This is a genomic window from Adhaeribacter radiodurans, assembly GCF_014075995.1.
Taxonomy (GTDB): domain Bacteria; phylum Bacteroidota; class Bacteroidia; order Cytophagales; family Hymenobacteraceae; genus Adhaeribacter; species Adhaeribacter radiodurans.
The window spans coordinates 4,001,336-4,022,219 of sequence record NZ_CP055153.1; the positions used below are offsets into that span (position 1 = coordinate 4,001,336).

The 20,884-nt window shown below is 41.6% G+C and carries 17 protein-coding genes; 6 read left to right on the forward strand and 11 right to left on the reverse strand.

The annotated features are described in order from the left end of the window. The first annotated feature begins 32 nt into the window (after positions 1-32). The 5 genes from HUW48_RS16140 to msrA all read left to right on the forward strand — a co-directional run bounded on the left by HUW48_RS16140 (position 33) and on the right by msrA (position 5,334). A complete protein-coding gene (locus tag HUW48_RS16140) occupies positions 33-1,334 on the forward strand; it encodes a flavin monoamine oxidase family protein (RefSeq protein WP_182411932.1) in 1,302 nt (433 codons plus the stop codon). 529 nt (positions 1,335-1,863) lie between these two features. Further along, the gene (locus tag HUW48_RS16145; RefSeq protein ID WP_182411933.1) at positions 1,864-2,508 is read left to right on the forward strand and encodes a response regulator transcription factor; all 645 of its coding nucleotides are present in this window, start codon (positions 1,864-1,866) and stop codon (positions 2,506-2,508) included. A gap of 235 nt (positions 2,509-2,743) precedes the next feature. Next, a complete protein-coding gene (locus tag HUW48_RS16150; RefSeq protein ID WP_182411934.1) occupies positions 2,744-3,148 on the forward strand; it encodes an acyl-CoA thioesterase in 405 nt (134 codons plus the stop codon). 121 nt (positions 3,149-3,269) lie between these two features. Further along, entirely contained in the window at positions 3,270-4,403 is a 1,134-nt protein-coding gene (locus tag HUW48_RS16155; RefSeq protein WP_182411935.1) for a glycoside hydrolase family 43 protein, read from the forward strand. A gap of 376 nt (positions 4,404-4,779) precedes the next feature. Further along, entirely contained in the window at positions 4,780-5,334 is a 555-nt protein-coding gene (gene msrA / locus HUW48_RS16160; protein WP_182411936.1) for a peptide-methionine (S)-S-oxide reductase MsrA, read from the forward strand. Between the two features lie 92 nt (positions 5,335-5,426). Here the strand turns inward: msrA and HUW48_RS16165 are convergent, their stop codons facing one another. The 3 genes from HUW48_RS16165 to HUW48_RS16175 all read right to left on the reverse strand — a co-directional run bounded on the left by HUW48_RS16165 (position 5,427) and on the right by HUW48_RS16175 (position 8,355). Next, on the reverse strand, positions 5,427-6,263 hold the full coding sequence (locus HUW48_RS16165; protein WP_182411937.1) for a universal stress protein: 837 nt from the start codon (positions 6,261-6,263) through the stop codon (positions 5,427-5,429). A 453-nt stretch (positions 6,264-6,716) separates the two neighbouring features. Further along, positions 6,717-7,769 (reverse strand): DUF6687 family protein, encoded by a 1,053-nt coding sequence (locus HUW48_RS16170; protein ID WP_182411938.1) that lies wholly within the window; start codon positions 7,767-7,769, stop codon positions 6,717-6,719. Between the two features lie 292 nt (positions 7,770-8,061). After that, a complete protein-coding gene (locus tag HUW48_RS16175; protein WP_182411939.1) occupies positions 8,062-8,355 on the reverse strand; it encodes an HNH endonuclease in 294 nt (97 codons plus the stop codon). Between the two features lie 145 nt (positions 8,356-8,500). Between HUW48_RS16175 and HUW48_RS16180 the strand changes: the two genes are divergently transcribed. After that, complete coding sequence (locus HUW48_RS16180; protein ID WP_182411940.1) at positions 8,501-9,757, forward strand: MFS transporter; 1,257 nt, start codon at positions 8,501-8,503, stop codon at positions 9,755-9,757. A gap of 145 nt (positions 9,758-9,902) precedes the next feature. Here the strand turns inward: HUW48_RS16180 and HUW48_RS16185 are convergent, their stop codons facing one another. The 8 genes from HUW48_RS16185 to HUW48_RS16220 form a co-directional block, all read right to left on the reverse strand. Continuing rightward, positions 9,903-11,126 (reverse strand): alpha/beta hydrolase family protein, encoded by a 1,224-nt coding sequence (locus HUW48_RS16185; protein ID WP_182411941.1) that lies wholly within the window; start codon positions 11,124-11,126, stop codon positions 9,903-9,905. A gap of 228 nt (positions 11,127-11,354) precedes the next feature. Then, the gene (locus tag HUW48_RS16190; protein WP_246343510.1) at positions 11,355-12,581 is read right to left on the reverse strand and encodes an aldose epimerase family protein; all 1,227 of its coding nucleotides are present in this window, start codon (positions 12,579-12,581) and stop codon (positions 11,355-11,357) included. Positions 12,582-12,885: 304 nt separating this feature from the next. Further along, positions 12,886-14,499 carry a family 43 glycosylhydrolase gene (locus HUW48_RS16195; protein WP_182411942.1) on the reverse strand — a complete coding sequence of 538 codons (1,614 nt, stop codon included), beginning with the start codon at positions 14,497-14,499 and terminating at the stop codon, positions 12,886-12,888. Positions 14,500-14,695: 196 nt separating this feature from the next. Next, positions 14,696-15,706 carry a glycoside hydrolase family 43 protein gene (locus HUW48_RS16200; protein ID WP_182411943.1) on the reverse strand — a complete coding sequence of 337 codons (1,011 nt, stop codon included), beginning with the start codon at positions 15,704-15,706 and terminating at the stop codon, positions 14,696-14,698. Positions 15,707-15,808: 102 nt separating this feature from the next. After that, a complete protein-coding gene (locus HUW48_RS16205; RefSeq protein WP_182411944.1) occupies positions 15,809-16,177 on the reverse strand; it encodes a VOC family protein in 369 nt (122 codons plus the stop codon). A gap of 199 nt (positions 16,178-16,376) precedes the next feature. Beyond that, the gene (locus HUW48_RS16210) at positions 16,377-17,696 is read right to left on the reverse strand and encodes a gluconate:H+ symporter (RefSeq protein ID WP_182411945.1); all 1,320 of its coding nucleotides are present in this window, start codon (positions 17,694-17,696) and stop codon (positions 16,377-16,379) included. A gap of 180 nt (positions 17,697-17,876) precedes the next feature. Continuing rightward, positions 17,877-19,592 carry an IlvD/Edd family dehydratase gene (locus tag HUW48_RS16215; RefSeq protein WP_182411946.1) on the reverse strand — a complete coding sequence of 572 codons (1,716 nt, stop codon included), beginning with the start codon at positions 19,590-19,592 and terminating at the stop codon, positions 17,877-17,879. A gap of 12 nt (positions 19,593-19,604) precedes the next feature. Beyond that, complete coding sequence (locus HUW48_RS16220) at positions 19,605-20,261, reverse strand: bifunctional 4-hydroxy-2-oxoglutarate aldolase/2-dehydro-3-deoxy-phosphogluconate aldolase (RefSeq protein ID WP_182411947.1); 657 nt, start codon at positions 20,259-20,261, stop codon at positions 19,605-19,607. Between the last annotated feature and the right edge of the window lie 623 nt (positions 20,262-20,884).

A 20,884-nucleotide genomic window follows, 5' to 3' on the forward strand; every position in this document is an offset into this window, starting at 1 on the left:
GTACACAGATTTTAAAAGTAGAAACAGCCTTCATGATTGATATTTTAGTAATTGGTGCGGGTGCAGCCGGTTTAATGGCCGCCCATGAATTAAGCAAAGCAAGTAAAAAAGTAACTGTGCTGGAAGCGCGCGACCGGCTGGGCGGCCGGATTTTCACGCAAAACGATCCGGAATTTTCATTACCCATAGAGGCGGGCGCAGAGTTTATTCACGGCGATTTACCGCTTACGCAAGCCTTGTTGCAGCAAGCCGGTGTGCCCTTACACTTACTAGAAGGTAGAAATTACCAGGTATTAAACGGGGTTTTACAAGAATCAGAAAATTTTATCGAAGATTTTGAAATACTTCTCGACCGCTTAAACCAACTAGAACAAGATATACCTTTTGCCGATTTTTTGGAACGCTACTTACCGGAAGACCAATTTGAAAACTTACGGAAAGCAGTAACTCGTTTTGCCGAAGGCTACGATGCCGCTGATATTCGCCAGGCCAGTACGTTTGCTTTGCGCGAAGAATGGCAAACCGATGCTGCGGCTAATTCTTACCACCCCGTAGGCGGTTACAACCAAATCATAGAATTGTTGGCAACTGAAATAAAAAATAATGGGGGCACCATCTTAATTGCTTCGCCGGTAACAGAAATCAAATGGCAACATAATCAAGTTCAGGTAATTTGCACTTCTGGCACTACCTACACCGCCCGTAAAATTTTGCTTACTGTACCTTTGGGCGTACTGCAAGCCGAAGCAGGTTCTGATGGGTATATTGCTTTTTCGCCGGAGTTACCTGCCCGAAGAGCCGCCATAAACCAACTAGGATTTGGTGCCGTAATTAAAATAGTATTAGAGTTTAAAACAAATTTCTGGGAAGCAGCCGATGAACCAGCTATAGAACATAAAATGCCGGAATTAGCCTTTCTGTTTACCGATGCTTCGGCTATTTCGGCCTGGTGGACCCAATTACCGGATAAAACACCATTGCTCACCGGTTGGATAGCAGGTACGGAAGCTGAAAAACGTAGCACTTGGAGCAACCAGGAATTACTCACCGAAGCTTTACAAACGCTGGCTTATTTATTTCAAACGAACGTTGATTTTCTAAAAAGCCAGTTAAAAGCCGGACAGGTTTACAATTGGCTCTCCGACCCTTTTGCCCGGGGCGCTTACGCGTATGCCACTGTAAATGGTAAAGCTGCCCGACAAATACTCACCTCCCCCGAAGCAGACACCTTATTTTTTGCCGGCGAAGCCTTATACGAAGGCCCCGCTATGGGAACCGTTGAAGCCGCTTTAGCAAGCGGAAAGAAAACTGCGCAGCAAATTTTAAATTCCTAATTCCCGCAGGAATTTAAATCATGTAAACATGTTACAATCCGAATATTTTCATTAGCTTACTAAAATTTATAAGGAGCAAATGAGGGAGCTATTCTCTTTTTCCGAGAATTGTTAAAAATAAAATTATTTAGGTAAATAATACTACTAATTCTGCGTGAAGTACGGAAAAAGACCATAGAAAATACGGTAAGTACTTAGTTTTATGAACTATAAAAGTATTCCTCGTGTATGGCCATATATAATCTAAAACAGTTTTTTTATGTTGTTAGAAAGGCCAATGGCTCTTAACATCTCCTTTTATCATTGTAATAAAGAAAAAATAAAACATCATTATGCGGGACGTTATTTACTCATTAAAGACGAAAAAATTATTGGTGATTTTAATGCCTGGTTAGAGGCGTGTAAACACGGTCTGAGGTTATTTAATAACGATGATTTCTTTATTAAATATTGCGCTTAAATTTCTATACATTTCTCAGTTGGTTAGAAGTACCCTTCTATCTTTCGAGCAGAAACTAATAAACTTATCATGATAAAAATTATAATAACAGACGATCACAAGATAGTGCGGGATGGCATTAAATCGTTATTACAAAAAGACAGTGATTTTGAAGTAGTAGCGGAAGCAGCTAATGGTCAGGATTTGGTAGATTTATTAGAAACTCAACCAGCTGATGTAGTGGTAATTGATATGAATATGCCCGTAATGGATGGGTTAAAAGCTACTGCCTACGTGAGAGAAAAGTATCCGCAAACCAGAGTATTGGCCTTGTCAATGTTGGATCAGGAAAGCTACGTACGGCAAATATTAACGGCCGGAGCCTTGGGGTGTGTGGTAAAAAATTGCAGCCGCGAAGAATTAATTTTTGCCATTAAAAGTGTAGCCGCAGGTAACAAATTTATTTGTTCGGAATTAGCCTACAAATTTTTGGAAACCGAGCAAACAACGGCCGCAAACGAACAAGCCGCTACCGAAAAAGAAGCTTTAAGTAAATGCGAGTTAAATGTTTTACGCCTGATTGCCGAAGGTTATACCAATGCGGAAATTGCCGATAAATTGTTTAACAGCAAACGTACCATTGAATCGCACCGGCAAAATTTACTATTAAAAACGCAATGTAAAAACACCGCCGCTCTAATAAAATACGCTTTGGTGCATCATTTAATAGATTAAATACTGCTTACGCCAGGTATTTTGAGCTAAATTTACTTTAGGGTTTAATAATACCATAGAAGGCAGCGGTCCTCACCGGCACCTTTACCCGGCCAGGATCGCTGCTTTTTTTTGTAATCTATCTTTCAAATTTAAGGGCGAATCTTAACCCTCCCATTTCCGCTACTTTATTCTTATCCTTTAAAGAAAATGCTTTTTATAAACCCGACCGCTACCCTACGCGTAATCGGGAATTATGGAAGACAAGCACCCACAAAATAAGTTTAGCCATTTAATAAAAGTACGTCAAGAAGATATTGATGTAATGGGGCACGTAAACAATGTGGTTTACCTGCGTTGGGTACAGGAAGTTGCCACTGCTCATTGGGAATACGCTGCTCCCGAAAATATAAAATCGCTTTACCTGTGGGTAGTGCTCCGCCACGAAATAGATTATCATCGTCCGGCCTTTTTAAACGACGACATTCAAGGCCTTACCTGGGTAGGAACGCACCAGGGAGCTAAATTCGAACGTTTCGTTAGTTTGTACCGGGCCGGCTCCGATCAACTGCTTGCCTCCGCTAAAACTACCTGGTGTTTGCTGGATGCCGTTACTATGCGCCCCAAACGCATTGAGCAGGACGTATTATCCATTTTATAGTAGTATCTTCTAAAGTTCTGGGGATATCTATTTAGTAAAATAATAAATTTTGTGATTTACTGGCTTTCCTCTACATTTAAAGTTCTAAAATTTTTACTTAACCATTCTTTCTCTAACCAACATGCTTAAAAATTTACTAAAATGGTACTCGCGGCCAATTGTGTTCGCTGCCTTTGTTTTTTTTACAAATTGCCAAAACAAAAAGACCGAAGATCAAAATCAAGATTCTAGCAATACGGCCGCAACCGAAGAACAGGCACCGAAAACAAATCGTACTTATTTAAACAAACCCCTGATTTCCGAGATTTATACCGCCGACCCCTCGGCCCACGTATTTAATAACCGGATTTACATTTATCCATCACACGATATTGAGTCGAATATTGCCCAAAACGATAACGGTGATCATTTTGCCATGCGCGATTATCATATTTTATCCATGGATAGCATTGGCGGCAAAGTTACCAATCATGGCGTAGCTTTAGATATGAAAGATGTTCCGTGGGCGGGACGGCAGCTTTGGGCACCCGATGCGGCTTTTGCCAACGGAAAATATTATTTATACTTTCCGGCTAAAGATAAAAGCGATGTATTCCGGATTGGGGTAGCTACCTCTACTTCGCCTACTGGTCCGTTTAAAGCCGAACCAAAACCCATTGAAGGCAGCTTTAGCATTGACCCGGCCGTTTTTAAAGATGATAACGGCAATTATTATATGTATTTTGGCGGAATCTGGGGTGGTCAGTTACAACGGTGGCAAAACGGCAAATACGATCCGAACGGCTCTAAAACCGATTTAGGAAAAGAAAATGAGTCTGCTCTTACCGCTAAAGTAGTACGCTTAAGTAAAGATATGCTGCATTTTGCGGAACCGGTTAAAGATGTGGTTATTTTGGATAAAGAAGGCAAGCCCTTGTTAACCAAAGACCACGATCGTCGCTTTTTTGAAGCGGCCTGGATGCATAAATACAACGGCAAGTATTATTTTTCTTACTCCACCGGCGACACGCATTATATTGCCTACGCCACCGGCGACAATCCTTACGGACCGTTTACTTACCAGGGCGTGATTTTAAATCCGGTACTCGGCTGGACGAACCATCAATCTATTGTGGAGGTAAACAAAAAATGGTATTTATTTTACCACGATACTGAGTTATCCAACGGCCAAACGCACCTACGGAATGTTAAAGTTACCGAACTTAAACATAACCCAGATGGCACCATCGAGACCATTACGGCCTATAAAGAATAAGAATTTAAAATTTTGATTTATTCCACGATATAAGAATCAGGGTTTGAAAAAGTCTTGCGACTTAGAAAGAGGTAATAGTAAAAAGAGGAAATAGTAAAAGAGTAATAAATTATACAGTAAATCAGGAACCTCATTATGGCGCGGATTTACTTCCGTGCCTATTGCTAATCAACCTTTTTCAACTTGAATAATTTAGCGGTGTTGCTGTTTACGATTAAAAGGAAAGGCACGGAAGTAAATCCGCGCCATAGAAGGGGGACTAGAATGAGAAATACCCTTACTAGTTATTTTTAGAAGAAACCTCTACTTTTTACACAGCTTAATACCGAAACAAAAACAACAGCTACTGGTTAAAAAGGAATAATTTATTAAAAGCATGGAAAACGAAGCGCAAGAAAATAAAAATTACGAATTAGCTACTTTTGCGGGAGGGTGCTTCTGGTGCATGGTAAAGCCTTTTGATCAATGGCCGGGAGTAATAAAAGTAGTGTCGGGCTATACGGGCGGTACTACTCCTAATCCAACGTACGAGCAGGTTTGTTCCGACCGCACCGGGCATTACGAAGCGGTGCAAATTACTTTTGATCCTAGCCTGATTTCCTACGATGAAATTTTAACTACTTTCTGGCAATCTATTGATCCTACGGATTCAGGTGGTCAGTTTGGAGACCGGGGCAGCTCATATAAAACCGCTATTTTTTATCACACGGAAGAACAAAAAGCTGCCGCCGAAAAGTCGAAATCCGAATTGCAGGCGAATGGCCCTTTTCAGGGCTTACCTATTGTTACGCCTATTTTGCCCGCTAAACCTTTTTACCCCGCCGAAAATTACCACCAGGATTATTACAAAAAGAATCCGATGCATTACCAGCGGTACAGCGTAGGTTCCGGCCGGGCAGGATTTTTAGAAAGACACTGGAAGAAAGCCTAAAGGGAAACTCATCCTACTTTATTCACTTAAAAATTTACTATTTATAGTGCTACCCAAACTTACTTTAAGGTTGGGTAGCACTTTTCTTTTTATCATGCGTGGTAAACCAGTAAAGGAAGTTTGGTTTGGTAAGTCATTTGTTCCGATAAACTTTGGCTGAACAAATTACTCAAAAAGCCTTTATGCTTTTTAAGAACCACTAATAAATCGGCCTGCGTAGTGGTTAAAAATCCTTTTAAGCCTTCTACTTCGTCGGGGTGAATAATTTCCTGAAACTGGAGAGGAATGCCGGGTAATTGCGCTTGCAGGTTTTCCCGGTACTTATTCGCATTCGACTGACTGTCGGTGCCTTCTTTTTGACTAACATGCACCATATTTACCTCCGCGTTAAAAATTGCCGCTAATTTTAACAATCGCTGAATGGCTTCTGCGTCTTCGGGTTGGTAGTTGGAGGCAAAAACCAGGTGGCGAAAGGGCTGCACCGGTGTTTTGGCCGGTACTGCCAGCACCGGACATTTTACTCCTTCTATTACAGCCTGCGTATTACTGCCAATTAAAATTTCTTCTAAAGAATTGCCCCCACCCGTTGTACCCACTACCACCATTTCAAAAGTTTCGGTGCGGCACAAATTTTTAACGGCATCAGCCAGTAAAGCTTCTTTCACAATAAGATCGTATTCGCAAAATCCCTGACCATGCTTTTGAGTGAGGTGCTGGCACATATTGGTTAACTTTTCGAGGGAGTGTTGCTTTTGGTTTTCTAAAACCTCATTTGCTTCCAGGGCCATTTCAGTAGTATCAATCAGAGGCAAATGAATAACGTGCAGCAGCGTTAAAGATGCTTGCAGATAATGGGCTACCATAGCGGCTACTTCCACGGCATTGGTGGCAGTTTTAGAAAAATCTGTGGGGCAAAGAATTTTCTTCATACGGAAAAACAGCTTAAGAATATCTCTTTCAATATATACACTTTTCGCAGCTTAAACAGCTCAAGCTACATTAATTTTATGTTACCATTAAACCGGCTATTCTTTTACTTTAATTAAAAATTTTTAATAAAATTTTCTGTTCCCCAAACGACTACCGCAACCCATTTTTAAGTAAATTAATAAAACTGGTTTAAAGTAAATACACATTTTCTAAAGTTGTCCTTCCGGAAGAATCTATTTAGTAACGTAGCCAAATAGTTTCCTGCTCTAAGACAGAAGCATTTATTTTTTCTGAATCCTTAAGTACCTGGATAAAAATAAATATTCATTTTCATTAGCAGTTTTAATAGGTAAACAACCACCCTGCCCCTTCTAAACTTAGGAGGGGAGCTTTTCCCCCAACTTATCATCTATTATTTAATTGGTCTCTTTAATTAGTTACTGTTTTTTAATTTATTTACTAAATTCTTTTATTTCCGGCCAGGTCCAGCGCTGTTTTGGTGAAATGCCCTTAAATCGTTCCTGAAAATACGGTACTACTTGCTTTATAATTATTTCCGGCGCAATGCTGGAAGAATAAATAGGGCGTTCGGTTGGGTTGGCGTAACGTTCTTTTTTAACTAATTGCTTTCCATTTAAACGTAAAATTGGTCCGGTATCCGTAACGCTTTCGGCTGTCCATTGGTGACCAGAAGCTTCCAGGTTTTGCAGTATTTGGGCTAATGGTTTTAGAGGAACGCGGGGCAAAGTTGGCCGGGAACTAATATCTACCCACGTTGTATACTTATACTCCAGTTCATAGCGGTTTTCGGAATACTTGGCTAATACCATATCGTAGCCAATGGTTCGGCTAAACAAGGCGTAATAATGCACGGGCTGCGGCGTTTGAATTTGTACCAACCCAATTTCCGGGAAAGTAGTAACCTGGGTAACCGGAGTGTTTATTATTTGGTAATCAACTAATACTTGTTCGTATTCCGTTTTCCAATCTGGTTCAAAATCTTCCGGGTGCACCAATACTTCTCCAAAAACCTCTAAAAAGTATGTAAATTTGGGTACCGAAGCTTCTACTTCGTTTTCTTCCCATTCGTCGGCCCCAAATGGCGGGTAAAACTTTTCCTTTTCTACTTTATTAAGCCAGCAAACTAATTTTAGCGCCTGATCAGCCGCTGCGTTGGTTAAATCTAATTCCCGGAAATCACCAATAAGAGCCATCTGCCGAAGTACGGCTTCGTTTTGCAGAGCCTTTGCGGGGTTCAGAATACTCCAGACTCCCACAAAACCATCTACATCAAAATGATTGGCAGTTACGTACGGAACGTCTAAACCTTTTATATTTTGCCGCAGCGCATTTAAAACAATACCAGCACTGGTATCGTCGGCGGTGTTATGGGGGTTTTCGGCACCTCGCCAATGCGCGAGCACCAAGCCGTTGGGGTGTAAACTATCCACAATAACGGCGGAGCGGTGTTTGGCTTCGGTAAAAGGAATAAATTGCTTTGCCATGAATTAGACGAAAAGTCTTTCGTTTTTAGTTGTTCGTTGTTCGGATAATGTTTTTAAAATTAAAGATATTCTAATTAAGCATCCTCTCGTGGATATACTTAAAAATTTACTTTAAAGGTGATTTTAAAAATTTAGTAAAGATGGGCAACTCTATTGAGGCTAATAAGTTTTTTAATTTAGTCATCTCTTGCCATCTTCCACTCTACCGAAAGACAGGTAAAATGAGTTTAGAAATTAATAAATAGGAATTAACCGCCATTTCAATCCCATAACCCTAACAACGGATAACTATTTACCGGCGCTTGCCACGCCGATTAGAGATACGGGTAATGTTATTCTTATTTTTAATCCAGTCCAGGTATTTTTGTAAAGGTTCGGCTTGCTGTAAGGCTTGTACGCTTGTAAATCCACGCGCTAACTCCCGATTTGAAAAAGTCCGGTGAATGGTGCTATGGCAGGGCTGGCATAAGTCTACGGTGTCAGAATAGCGGCCTCCCTCCTGCTTAGGTAATAAATGATGACGGGTTACCGCATCTACTTCCCGGTTACAAAGCTCACAAATTAAGTTTTCTTTTGGGGTAGCCATATTCATATCCTAAACAAAACCTATACCTTCGTGTTTTCTTTAACGTTGCTGTTTGGGCAGCTTTTTTCTAAATTCCAGATACTTCTTTTTATTCTTTACGTAGTTTTCAAGCACTTTCATTTTTACTTTTTTACTATTTTGTTCTATGTCCGACACTAATACTTCCGAAGCTTATACTTTAACTCCCGATACCCCGGACAGCCTGGTTCCTAAAACAATTATCCGGGAAGGTTGGCTATTGTTTATTTTGGCGGCCATTCAGTTTACCCATATTATTGATTTTGTAATTATGATGCCGTTGGGGCCGCAACTCATGCGGGTATTTTCTATCAGTCCGAAGCAATTTGGTTTACTGGTTTCGGCTTATACATTTGCCGCCGCTATTTCCGGTTTTATCAGTACGTTTTTCATTGATAAGTTTGACCGTAAAAACGCTCTATTAACCTTATATATAGGCTTCATAATCGGAACCTTTTGCTGCGCCATTGCTCCTAATTATCAAATTTTGATGATGGCCCGGGTATTAGCGGGGGCTTTTGGCGGAGTAATTGGTGCGCTGGTTTTCTCTATTATCGGCGACGTGGTACCGGAGCATCGCCGGGGAAGTGCCACGGGTAAAGTAATGGCCGCTTTTTCAGCAGCTTCTATTATTGGCATTCCGATAGGTCTTTATCTGGCTAGCCTGAGTAGTTGGCACGCTCCTTTTTACGCGTTGGCTGGTTTAAGTGTGCTGGTGCTATTTTTCGCTTTAAAATTTTTACCAACTATGCGCGGCCATTTAACCAATGCCGTTCAAAGAAATCCGGTGAAATTAGTGCTGGACATTCTTACCAACTCCAATTTGATGTGGGCTTTATTTTTAATGATTATGCTTACTATTGCGGGTTTTACCGTGGTGCCTTTTATAAGTCCGTATATGGTAGGCAATGTTGGCTTTGAAGAAACAGAGCTCGCCTTTATTTACCTTTGCGGTGGCCTGGCCTCCGTTATAACCTCGCAGCTAGCTGGTAAACTAGCAGATAAATTCGGGAAACAACGCGTCTTTATTTACACGGCTATTTTCTCGATTATTCCCATTATTCTGGTTACGAATATGCCCCGGGTACCGCATTATCTGGCTTTAATTATTACTACCTCTTTTTTTATTGGATTTGGTGCCCGGTTTGTACCCGCCGTTTCTTTGTTAACTTCCAGCGTAGAAAAAAGATTACGCGGCAGTTTCATGAGTTTTCAATCGTCGGTGCAGCAATTAGCCTCCGGATTATCGGCGTTTATCTCCGGCCTGATTATTCAAAAAACAGCAGCTGGTGAAATCTTAAACTTTAATATTGTAGGGATTATTGCCTGCGTAGCCACCATAATCTGCATGTTTATTATTACCCGCTTAAAAGTGGTGAGTTGAGTGAGTTGGAAAGTTTACGAATCATTAGCCTAGGAGTATAATTTAAAAACAGTCCAGTAAACAAAAGCCCCGATGTACTCAAAACATCGGGGCTTTTACTGATGGTTCTATATGTTATTCCTATGACTTGCCGGCCAATGATTAATTACTGACTTACGCCCCCATTCAAACTTTGAATCCAGGGAATTACCAATAAAATCATAGGCTCTAAACTACTGCTGTGCGTACCACCCGGAATAGATATAAATTCAACACTTGGGGCACCGGCGGCTTTAAACCGGTCGTAAACAGTTTGCGACGTTTGAAAAAATACCGACTGATCAGCGGTACCATGGTACAACCGCGTTGGACTTTGGGGTACCCAATTTAAAAAACTATTAGCTACTAAGGCCTGCTTTAATGCTTTTTCTCCATCAGGCTTTTGTAACTCCGCGTAAAAAGTTGGATTAAATAACTCTGCCGGATTTTTAGACAGGCTATTATTAATTTTACTAGCTCCGGAAGCACCATTAAATAACTCCGGTATACGGGTGGCATACGGTTCCTGAAAAAAATCAGTTAAAGGCCGGTTCCAATTATAAGTAGTATTATACGACTGCAGGACAAATGCCAAATACGAAGGATTGCCATAATTTTGCCCGGAGGTAACGGCCGCCAACATACCCGTTAAATCGTACCCACCCGCTCCTTCGGCGGCAGCCGTAACTTTTAATCCATGCTCCGGATGGGTTTCAATTTCTTTTTGAGCCGCCATGGTTACATAACCGCCTTCAGAATAACCAACCAAAAACAAGTTATTGTTGAGTTTAATTTTTTGGTTATTTGCGTACGATTTAACGGCTTTTATCATATCCACCACTACCAGCCCCGAATGTTTCTGATCGTAATACGGATGGAAAACATCTTTTGAAATGCCATAACCTAAGTAATCCGGAATGAGCGTGATGTATCCCGTAGCAGCAAATAATTCAAAGCCGGAAAAGGTATTCGGGAAATTGGTAGGAGCATCCGCATCCAGGAACATAGTGCCATGTTGAGTGCTTAACAACGGGGCTGGGGTAGTCATGTTTTGCGGCACAGCTAGTAAACCCGAGGCTTGTTGTTCCTTTCCTTTGTAAGTAGTAGTATACACCAAGTTATATACGGCTACATCGTGTTTAATCTGGGGAATAAATTTAGCAAACCCTTGCCTGGTAGCCAGAGTTTGCAGTACGTTTTGAGGAATAATTGCTACTTGAGTGGCCGAAACAAGATGATCTGGTTCAGCAATTTTAGGAGCAGGTACTTCAGTGGTTTCCTTCTGGCATCCGGCACTTACAAATAAGTAAACGAGCAAAAGCCAGCCCACTATTCCAATCTTCTTTTTCACTTGCTATTGGCTTAGATAAAAGGATTACTGTTTGTATTTTAAAGGTATTTTATACCTTTTAAGTTCCTTTTTTTAGCCAATCTCTAGGCCTATTTAATTTAGCCCAAAAGCATTTTTATGACTGAAACTTTTAACTTTTATCGATCAACATGTAATGTCTAGCTATATAATAATTTTAATATAAGACATTTTACAATGAAGCTTGTTCTATAGTTAAATAAGTAAAAATTACCGGCAAAAAAACTTATAAACCGTACGGGTTTGGTACTTTTCACCAGGTTCTAATAAAATAGAAGGAAAATTTGGCTGGTTAGGAGCATCCGGGAAATGCTGGGTTTCCAGGCAAAAAGCCGTCCGGTAATCGTCTTTGGCTCCACTCTTAAAGGTATTTTTACCCTGCATAAAGTTACCGCTGTAAAACTGCAAACCAGGCTCCAAGGTTAATACATCCATGATAATACCACTTTTATCGCCTTTCACCCGGGCGGCCATGTTTAATCCGGGAGCTTTATTTTCGTTCAGCACATAATTATGGTCAAATCCGCCCCCATTTTTTAACTGTTCATTTTTCTCGTTTATATTGGTTCCTATGGGTTTCCGCTCCCTGAAATCAAAAGGGGTTCCGGCTACAGGCTCAATCTTACCAGTCGGAATAAGATTAGCATCAACGGGAGTGTATCGATCGGCGTTTATTTGCAAAACGTGGTTTAAAATAGTGCCACTGCCTTCGCCGTTTAAATTAAAAAAAGCGTGGTTGGTTAAATTTACCGGTGTTTTTTTATTGGTAGTAGCTTCATAATCAATGGTAAGTTCGTTGTCGTCGGTTAAAGCGTACGTAACTTTCACGTTTAGATTACCCGGAAAGTTTTCTTCTCCATCTTTTGACAAATAAGTAAATTCTAAAGTATGGTCGTCTTTTTGGTTGGCCTGCCACACCACTGCCTGAAATCCTTTTTTGCCCCCGTGTAAAGTATTGGATCCGTTATTCGTAAATAGTTTATATTCTTTACCATCCAGAGTAAACCGGCCTTTGGCAATACGATTCCCTACCCGCCCGATAGTGGCGCCGAAATAAGGTTCCGTGGAAGCTTCGTAAGCGGCTGCATCTTTGAAACCTGCTACCACATCAATTATTTTATCATCTTTATCCCGAATTAAAAAACTTACCCAACGAGCCCCGTAATTAGTAAATATGGCTTTTGTACCTTTTTTGTTGGTTAAAGTATACTGCTGCATTTCGGTACCATCCTTTAATTTTCCGAACGATTTTGCCGAAGTAAATGAATCAGAGCTTGCTGCAGTGTTAGTAGTAGAGGCTGAATCGGTTGAGGTAGAAGAGTTGGAAGTGTTTTCGGTTTTATTTTGGTTAGAATTACAACTTATTAGATTAAAAATTCCGCTCATGCATAAAGCAATTGCCAGTAAAGTTGTAATCCGAGGTTTTATAAGTCTCATGCTTATTTGTTGTTCAGATAGCCTTATTTAATTTACTATACTTCTAAGTAGATTGTTCGAGGCTGCTATTCTTTTATGCGGTATTTCTTAGAATCTTTTCAAGACTCGTGGTTGGCGGTCTATATTTAACATTTTCGCAATCGCTATTTATCCACTTGTCTTTGGAATGCTAATACATTAGAAATCCATCTAAGTCTCAATAGCTAAACGAATATTGATAGCAATTCGCTTAAACTTTTTACGTGATATTGCTCCTTAAATTAAATACGAATTTATCAAAACATTACAACTTAATATCAAATATCTAATCCGCGTTTTCTACTTTAAACCAATCAAAAGTGGCCGAAGTTGTGGTGGGGCCTTTTGCGGTTAAGCCGGTTCGTACTCCCCGATCCCAGGGCGGCAGGTAGGAGGCATCAATGGCCTTGCCTTTGTTCATTTCGTTCCAGGTAGTGCCGTTGGTACTCCAGGCAAACTGCAATTTATCGCCTTGTCTAGCCATTAATCTTAATTGCACGTTATTTTCTTGAGGAACCGGAGCTTTATCCAGGGTGATAAATTTATTTTCTTTAACGGACCACAAAATAAGTTCGCGGTTATTCAGGCTTAATCCTACGGCATTGTTGTTATCGCCGATAGCAGCTAAACCGGCGGTTGTGCCACCGGATAAACTGGTTTTATCAAGTAAAGCAGTAGTGGTATAATCGCCGGTAAGGGTTCTTTGGGCCAGTACCGTTCCAATGGTTTCCGGCGAAGCTTTTATGGTTAATTTCCCGTTTTGTTCTGTTTTAAGTTGATAGTTTGGTTTTTGGTTTACCGGCCACTGCCAACCAGAGCTTAAAGCATTTTGGTTAAACTCATCGGCAATATCCCACACGTCGGGAGCATTTTGGTTTAGTGGTGCGGCAGCGGTAGCACTGGGGGCATTTTGCGCAAAACGCGGCCAGCCATCTTTGCTCCAGGTAATTTCGTCGAGTAAACCTTGCCGGCCGGGATACACAAAATCATCCGTTTTATAGGCATGGTACAAGTAAAAATCACGCCCTTGCGCATCGGTAACCACCGAACCATGGCCGGCGCATTTCCAGGTGGCATTTTGTTTTAAGATGGGATTGCTGGCATATTTTTCCCAGGGGCCACGCAAGGTTTTAGAACGGGCTACGCCTACTCCGTAGGTACATCCCCGACCACAGCAAGCATCGCCGGAGTAAAAAGTATAATAATAATCGCCCCGCTTTAAAATAAAAGGTCCTTCTACCAGGCCACCTTCCCAGGTTTTAGGATCGTTCCGGAACAACTCAAATCTTTCTCCCACCAAAGCAGTGCGTTCTTCGTTCAGGCGCTGGCCCCAGATGGGTGTAGGTTGGCGTTGGCTGTTGCCGTCTTCTTTCCAGACCATGTACAAATCGCCTTTTTCGTCGCGGATCGGGAAAGCATCAATGGAACCTACTTCCTGGCAAACCAAAGGACCATGATCGGTGTACGGTCCGGTAGGTTGGGAAGCACTGGCTACTCCCACGCATAAATTACCACCTTTCTTTTTAGCGGTATAATAAATGTAGTATTTGCCTTTATCGTAGGTAATTTCGGGTGCCCAGAAATGCGTATCGGCCCAATCCGGGCCTTTTTCGGGAAAAACATGGCCTACGGTTTCCCAGTCCACCAGATTAGTTGAATGCAAAATCGGGTACAAAGGCGCCCACTCCGACGAGGTAGCCGTAGCCCAATAATCATTGCCCACGCGTACTACCGACGGATCGGCGTAATCGCCGGGCAAAACCGGGTTGCTATATGTAATTGCTCCTGAGTTAGCCAATGAGTCGGGAGTAGAATTTTGGCTAGATGCTGTATCAGCTGACTTATTGGTACTACAGGATAACGCAACAAAACTGAAAAGTAAAAGCCAGAAATTTTTCATTATTCTTAATTAGTTCTTTTTCTGAATTGAATTACGAAAAACCATCCTGAATGGGCTAAACAAATCCCAATTCGTGTAAACCTGTTTCAGTCTCCTTAAAGCGGAGCTGATGCATTTTGGATAGCCCCAATTTGCCTTGTGGCCGGCAAGCTTTGTTTGGCTTTGAAGGTCTAGGTTAAAACTATAGCTATCCTATTTACTTTTTTAAAGGCCGGCTAGGTACTCCTTCGAAGGTAATTTTTACCGGTTTTATCATTCCCTGGGCATCAAAATACATGCGGTCGATGCAGGTTACCCGGTGGTTGCCATCGGTTTCGTCGAGAGGGCGGCGGTGATAAACAATGTACCATTCGTCTTTACCTGGCACCTGAATTACTGAATGGTGACCAGCTCCGGTAGCTACTTTAGGATCTTGCTGCAAAACCGTACCAATGCGTTTAAAAGGGCCAAAAGGCGAATCGCTTATGGCATACGCTACCCGGTAATCGGGTCCCGTCCAGCCACCTTCCGACCACATAAAGTAATATTTACCATTACGGATAAACATAAAAGGGCCTTCTACATACCCTTTCGGAGTAATTTCTTTAAAAGTAACGCCATCGGGAAATGGCGTAAAACCAGTAAAATCGTCTTTTAACTTGGCCATATTGCAGCGGCCCCAACCACCGTAAATCATATAATATTGACCGTCTTTATCTTTAAATACAAACTGGTCGATGGGTTGCGCTTTATTATGAATTTTGCCGATTAAGGGTTTCCCTAGTAAATCTTTAAAAGGACCGGCCGGGCTATCGGCTACCGCTACGCCAATGCCGCCTACTTCTTTGTTATCGTCGTGAATATCGTTGCCGCCAAAAAATAAGTAATATTTATTTCCTTTTTCTACGATGGCCGGAGCCCACATGGCTTTTTTCACCCATTTTACGGCCGAAGAATCGATAATGCGGCTGTGCTTGGTCCAGGTAATTAAATCCGGCGACGAGAAAGCATCTAAATGCACCTGCCGTTCGTACGGTGCCGAGTAAGTAGGATAAACCCAATATTTATTTTTTAAAATAATGCCTTCGGGGTCGGCGTACCAACCCGGAAAAATTGGATTACCCGAAGTAGTTTTCTTAACTAAAGGCGCTTTTACCGTTTGTTGCGAAAATACCGGAAGGTAAATAAAAAGAATAAGGCAGCAGAATAGAAAAGTTTTTTTAAACATGTACTCTATTTTTTATTGTTATCAGACTCTTGTTATCACATACAGGGGTAAGGAATAGACGAAGCTTGACTTAGGTGCTTTGAAATTGGTAGGCTTTCTACTTTATTTATTAAATTCACCAAAATGCCACAATACACCCGATGGATCATTCATGTACAACTCTCTTCCCCAATCAAAATCCTTAATTCCGGTAAATTTTACTTCTTTGTATTTGTTATTTAACTTTTTACCCAGCAAATCTTCTGCGCATTTATCAATATCATTTACCTCCAAAAATATCATAGAATTATTTACCCAGTCTTCCACGTAATAGTCTTGCAAATAAAAACCTACGTTTTCATTTACTTTAAATAGACACATCTTGTCGCCTATTTCCACTTCCTTAAAACCTAAATCTTTGTAAAACTCTCTGGATTCCTTATAATTTTTTGTTCCAATAAATGTGCGAATTGATTTAGATATGTAATTCATTTCAATTGCTGATTTTTATTAAATATGGGTAAAGTTAATTTTAGAGAAGCGAATGACTTAAATAATGAGCTAGCAGCTTTATGTTCATACAGGCACAATCAGAAAAATAGATATTTATCTTATCTAAGAATTCCAGCCAAAAGCATCCTAGCGTAAACTTTTGAGTGAATCTAAAATCAAACGCCTTTGTTTTAGAGCATTACACTCGAATAATCATATCAATTATCATTACCCCAATAATTCCTACTATAGAAACCAGGGTTTCCATCATTGACCAGGAGCGAATGGTTTGCTTGATAGATAAATTAAAATATTCTTTAAAAAGCCAGAAACCAGCATCGTTAACGTGCGAAAACATGAGGCTGCCGGCTCCAATAGCTAATACCATTAAATTAGGATCAACGGGAATTTGTTTCATTAACGGCGAGATAATACCGGCGGTAGTTAAACCGGCTACTGTTGCCGAACCTAAACATACCCTGATAATAGCCGCAATCAGCCAACCTAACAGTAAAGGGTGTAACGTCCAACCTTGTAAAACCGAAGCAATTTCGGCGCTTACTCCGCTATCCAGCAGCACTTGTTTTAAAATACCCGCTCCGCTCACAATCAACAAAATCATAGCGACATCTTTTACAGCATCGCCGTACACGCCCATAATAGAAGCCATACTCCTCTTCTGGTTTAAACCTAAAGTTACAGTTGCCAGCATTACAGCCAGCAACATCACCATATTCGGTTCGGCCACAAATTTGAGCAGGGCACTTAAGGTACCTTCCTTGGGTACAAAAACCAGCAATAAGGTGGTAAACATCAGCATGAATACCGGAAAAAGTGAGGATAATAAGCTATTAGTTAAGCCAGGCAGCTTTTCGGAGGGAATATTCTGCACCACAAAACCTTCTAATGGCTTAGATACCATATTTTTTAAGGTTTTTGCGAAAAGTGGCCCGGCTACAATAATGGCGGGAATGGAAACCATCAAACCATACACAAGGGTCCAGCCCATATCGGCATTAAATTGAGTAACCAAGGCCGCCGGGGACGGGTGAGGTGGTAAAAACCCGTGCGTCACGGATAAGGCCGATAACATGGGAACGCCAATATATACCGAAGGAAGTTTGTAGGTATAAGCTACCGAAAAGATTAATGGAATCATCAATACGAAACCCACATTGTAGAAAAGCGGAATACCTACCACTAGACCCGTAATCATGAGTGCCCAGTGAATGTATTTTTCCCCGAAAGCTGACATCATGGAGTTGGCAATGCGTTGAGCTGCTCCGCTTTCGGCCACCAGTTTCCCTAGCATGGCTCCCAGCACTACCACAATTACCAACGACCCTAAGGTATCGCCAATTCCTTTTTGTACCGACGTATTGATGGCGGATAAAGGAATGCCTAAACCAAGCCCGGTAAAAATAGAAACCAACAGAAAAGCCAGAAATGCATTTACTTTACCCCAGGTTATTAATAATATAAGTGATACAATGCAGAGAATAACAACGAGTAGGGTCATGTATAGGGGATAGGTTTAGGTTAGAAAGTTTGAAAGTTGCTGATTAAAACCAATAATAAAGTTTTAGGCACCCATGCACCGATTAGCGCACGGGTGCCATTTTATTTTTTCTTTCTTATTTAAAATTGTTTACTGTTGCAACTTTCCAACTTTCCAACCTTCTAACCTTGCAACTATTTTCTAGTGTGAATCGCGGCTTACTTTATCGCCGGAGCCACCTACCAGAAAATCCAGATCAGCGCCTTTATCGGCTTGCTGCACGTGTTTGATGTACATGTTCACGTAACCACGGTCTGCCACCGGCTCTGGTCTTTTCCATTTTAGTTTCCGGCGCACCAGTTCTTCTTCCGAAATATCCAGGTGCAAACGACGGTTCGGTACATCTAACTCAATATAATCTCCGTTTTGCACTACCGCTAAGGTACCTCCAATAGCAGCTTCCGGCGAAACGTGCAGAACTACCGTACCGTAAGCTGTGCCGCTCATACGGCCATCAGAAATACGAACCATATCTACCACTCCTTTTTCCAAGATTTTTTTAGGCAAGGTCATATTTCCTACTTCGGGCATTCCAGGATAGCCCACTGGTCCTACATTTTTCAAAACCATAATGCAGGTTTCGTCAATGTCTAAATCTGGGTCATCTACAAGGGCATGGTATTCTTCAATGGTTTCAAAAACTACTGCCCGGCCCCGGTGTACCATCAACTCCGGGGTAGCAGCCGAAGGTTTAATAACGGCCCCATTTTCGGCCAGATTACCTTTTAATACGGCAATACCACCTTCTTTAATCAGCGGGTTGGTAATGGGCGCAATTACTTCGGTATTATAGCAGTTTATCTTGCCTTTAATATTTTCGGCGTGGCCTTTACCCGTTACCGTGGTGGTGTTCATGTGCAGGTGTTCCCGCAGTTCATTTATTATAACCGGTAAACCACCCGCATAGAAAAAGTCTTCCATCAGGTATTTTCCGGAAGGCATCAAATTTAACAGCAATGGAATTTTACTACCTAAATCATCGTAATCTTCCAGGTTCAGGTCTACCCCAATACGGCCGGCAATGGCCGTTAAGTGAATAATTAAATTGGTAGAACCACCTACCGCCGCATTTACTTTAATGGCATTTTCAAAAGCTTCGCGGGTTAAAACTTTAGAAATACGTAAGTCTTCTTTTACCATTTCTACAATCCGGCGGCCAGACAAATGTGCGAGTACTTTTTTACGCGAATCAACGGCCGGAATAGCGGCCGCACCCGGTAAAGTTAAACCTAAAGATTCTACCATACAGGCCATAGTGGAGGCGGTTCCCATAGTCATGCAGTGGCCGGCACTCCTTGACATACAGCTTTCGGCGAACATATAATCTTCCTGCAGCATTTTACCGGTTTTCACGTCGGCGGCAAACCTCCAAACGGAAGTGCCCGAACCAATATCCTGGCCCTGGAATTTACCGTTCAGCATTGGTCCGCCGGGTACTACAATAGTGGGTAAATCTACGCTGGCTGCTCCCATTACGGTTGAAGGAGTAGTTTTATCGCAACCGGTCAAGAGCACTACCCCATCAATAGGGTTCCCCCGGATCGATTCTTCGGCATCCATACTGGCCAGGTTGCGGAATAGCATAGCAGTCGGCTTGAGCAATGTTTCGCCCAACGACATAATCGGAAATTCCAGCGGAAAGCCGCCTGCTTCGTAAACGCCCCGTTTAACTACCTCCGCAATATCGCGCAGGTGAGCGTTACAAGGTGTTAATTCCGACCAGGTATTGCAAATCCCGATTACCGGTCTACCATCAAACATATCTTCCGGATAGCCCTGGTTTTTCATCCAGCTCCGGTATATAAAACCCATTTTATCGGTTTTGCCAAACCAATCGCTACTTCTGAATTTAGACATATATTTATTATATTATTTAGCAGGTAAACCTTTAAATTGATGATATTTTTTTAGAAAATCCAGAAAAAGATTTTTCAATTCCGGCCATTGCTCATTCTGAATAAGTTGCTTCGGAAAAATATCGCTGCCAATACCCACTCCTTGCGCTCCGGCCTGAAAAAACTGGTTAATATTATTTAAAGAAATTCCACCGGTAGGTATTAGTTTTAATCCACTAAGCGGAGCAAGTACATCTTTAATAAACTCCGGCCCAAGCTTGGTAGCCGGAAAAACCTTTATCATACTCGCCCCTAATTGCGCGGCCTGGTAAATTTCGGTAGGCGAAAATGCACCCGGAAAAATGGGGATATTAGCGGCTACACTGGCCTTTATTACTTTGGGATTTAGGATGGGCGTAACAATAAACTGGGCTCCGGCAGCTAAAGCTTGTTTTAAATCATTTAAGGAGCAAACCGTTCCGGCACCAATATTTAATTTTCCACTAAACTCATTGGCCAACCTGGAAATGGTTTCGGGCGCATTTTCTGAATTAAGGGTTATTTCAAGGGTGGTTAAGCCGGCTTCGGCGTATAAGCGGGCAATTTGGTAAGAAGCAGCCGGCGGCAAATTGCGCATTATACCAATTAACGGCGCTTGGTGGAAAAGCTCCCAGGAAAAGGCTTGACTCATGTTTGATGGATAAATGGCGTTAAAATCTTAAGGTGCCTCCGGATTATGACATTAGCTAGCCATTGGCCCGGAAATGTATGAACTCTTTTGGAGAAGCCCAAAATCTTGCTATCAGTTTCGCGCATAGTTTTTAGATTAACGGCTCTAAACAGGTTTTAAAATTTGGTATTAACCATTTTACCTAATAGTAGGAACCTATTGTTTTACTAAATTAAAGACTTTTGTGTGGAGCCTTTCCAGGTCTCCATTCAGCGGTGCTGATGCAATTCAACGGTCTAAGTTTGCCTCCTGGCCGGCGGGCATCGCTTAGCTCTTTCGGGTAGTTTAGCGAACCTTGGCTCGTTGCACTGCGCCATGCAGTTGCGCAGCACCGCAACGCTAAAAGGCTCTCACCAGCCAAACTGAAGTCTATTTTTCTTAGCTACCGATATAAGCAACTAGCCCGCTTTTCAGTAAAGAATATAAAAAAGTAAATTTGGAGAGCAATTTTGCTTGGAAATAATAAATAGCAAAAACTGTAGTACTTTAAAGCAGAGTTGAGGTAAGTTAAACTTAATCTTTACAGTTTTTGCAAGAGCCAGCAGCTTGGGTGAAAGAAAAGTAAAATAGAAAAATATTCTCCG

Excerpts from the sequence above, each read along its gene's own strand:
- HUW48_RS16140 (WP_182411932.1), top strand. The coding sequence starts at position 33 with ATGATTGATATTTTAGTAATTGGTGCGGGTGCAGCCGGTTTAATGGCC.
- HUW48_RS16145 (WP_182411933.1), top strand. The coding sequence starts at position 1,864 with ATGATAAAAATTATAATAACAGACGATCACAAGATAGTGCGGGATGGC.
- HUW48_RS16150 (WP_182411934.1), top strand. The coding sequence starts at position 2,744 with ATGGAAGACAAGCACCCACAAAATAAGTTTAGCCATTTAATAAAAGTA.
- HUW48_RS16155 (WP_182411935.1), top strand. The coding sequence starts at position 3,270 with ATGCTTAAAAATTTACTAAAATGGTACTCGCGGCCAATTGTGTTCGCT.
- msrA (WP_182411936.1), top strand. The coding sequence starts at position 4,780 with ATGGAAAACGAAGCGCAAGAAAATAAAAATTACGAATTAGCTACTTTT.
- HUW48_RS16165 (WP_182411937.1), bottom strand. The coding sequence starts at position 6,263 with ATGAAGAAAATTCTTTGCCCCACAGATTTTTCTAAAACTGCCACCAAT.
- HUW48_RS16170 (WP_182411938.1), bottom strand. The coding sequence starts at position 7,769 with ATGGCAAAGCAATTTATTCCTTTTACCGAAGCCAAACACCGCTCCGCC.
- HUW48_RS16175 (WP_182411939.1), bottom strand. The coding sequence starts at position 8,355 with ATGGCTACCCCAAAAGAAAACTTAATTTGTGAGCTTTGTAACCGGGAA.
- HUW48_RS16180 (WP_182411940.1), top strand. The coding sequence starts at position 8,501 with ATGTCCGACACTAATACTTCCGAAGCTTATACTTTAACTCCCGATACC.
- HUW48_RS16190 (WP_246343510.1), bottom strand. The coding sequence starts at position 12,581 with ATGAGACTTATAAAACCTCGGATTACAACTTTACTGGCAATTGCTTTA.
- HUW48_RS16195 (WP_182411942.1), bottom strand. The coding sequence starts at position 14,499 with ATGAAAAATTTCTGGCTTTTACTTTTCAGTTTTGTTGCGTTATCCTGT.
- HUW48_RS16200 (WP_182411943.1), bottom strand. The coding sequence starts at position 15,706 with ATGTTTAAAAAAACTTTTCTATTCTGCTGCCTTATTCTTTTTATTTAC.
- HUW48_RS16205 (WP_182411944.1), bottom strand. The coding sequence starts at position 16,177 with ATGAATTACATATCTAAATCAATTCGCACATTTATTGGAACAAAAAAT.
- HUW48_RS16210 (WP_182411945.1), bottom strand. The coding sequence starts at position 17,696 with ATGACCCTACTCGTTGTTATTCTCTGCATTGTATCACTTATATTATTA.
- HUW48_RS16215 (WP_182411946.1), bottom strand. The coding sequence starts at position 19,592 with ATGTCTAAATTCAGAAGTAGCGATTGGTTTGGCAAAACCGATAAAATG.
- HUW48_RS16220 (WP_182411947.1), bottom strand. The coding sequence starts at position 20,261 with ATGAGTCAAGCCTTTTCCTGGGAGCTTTTCCACCAAGCGCCGTTAATT.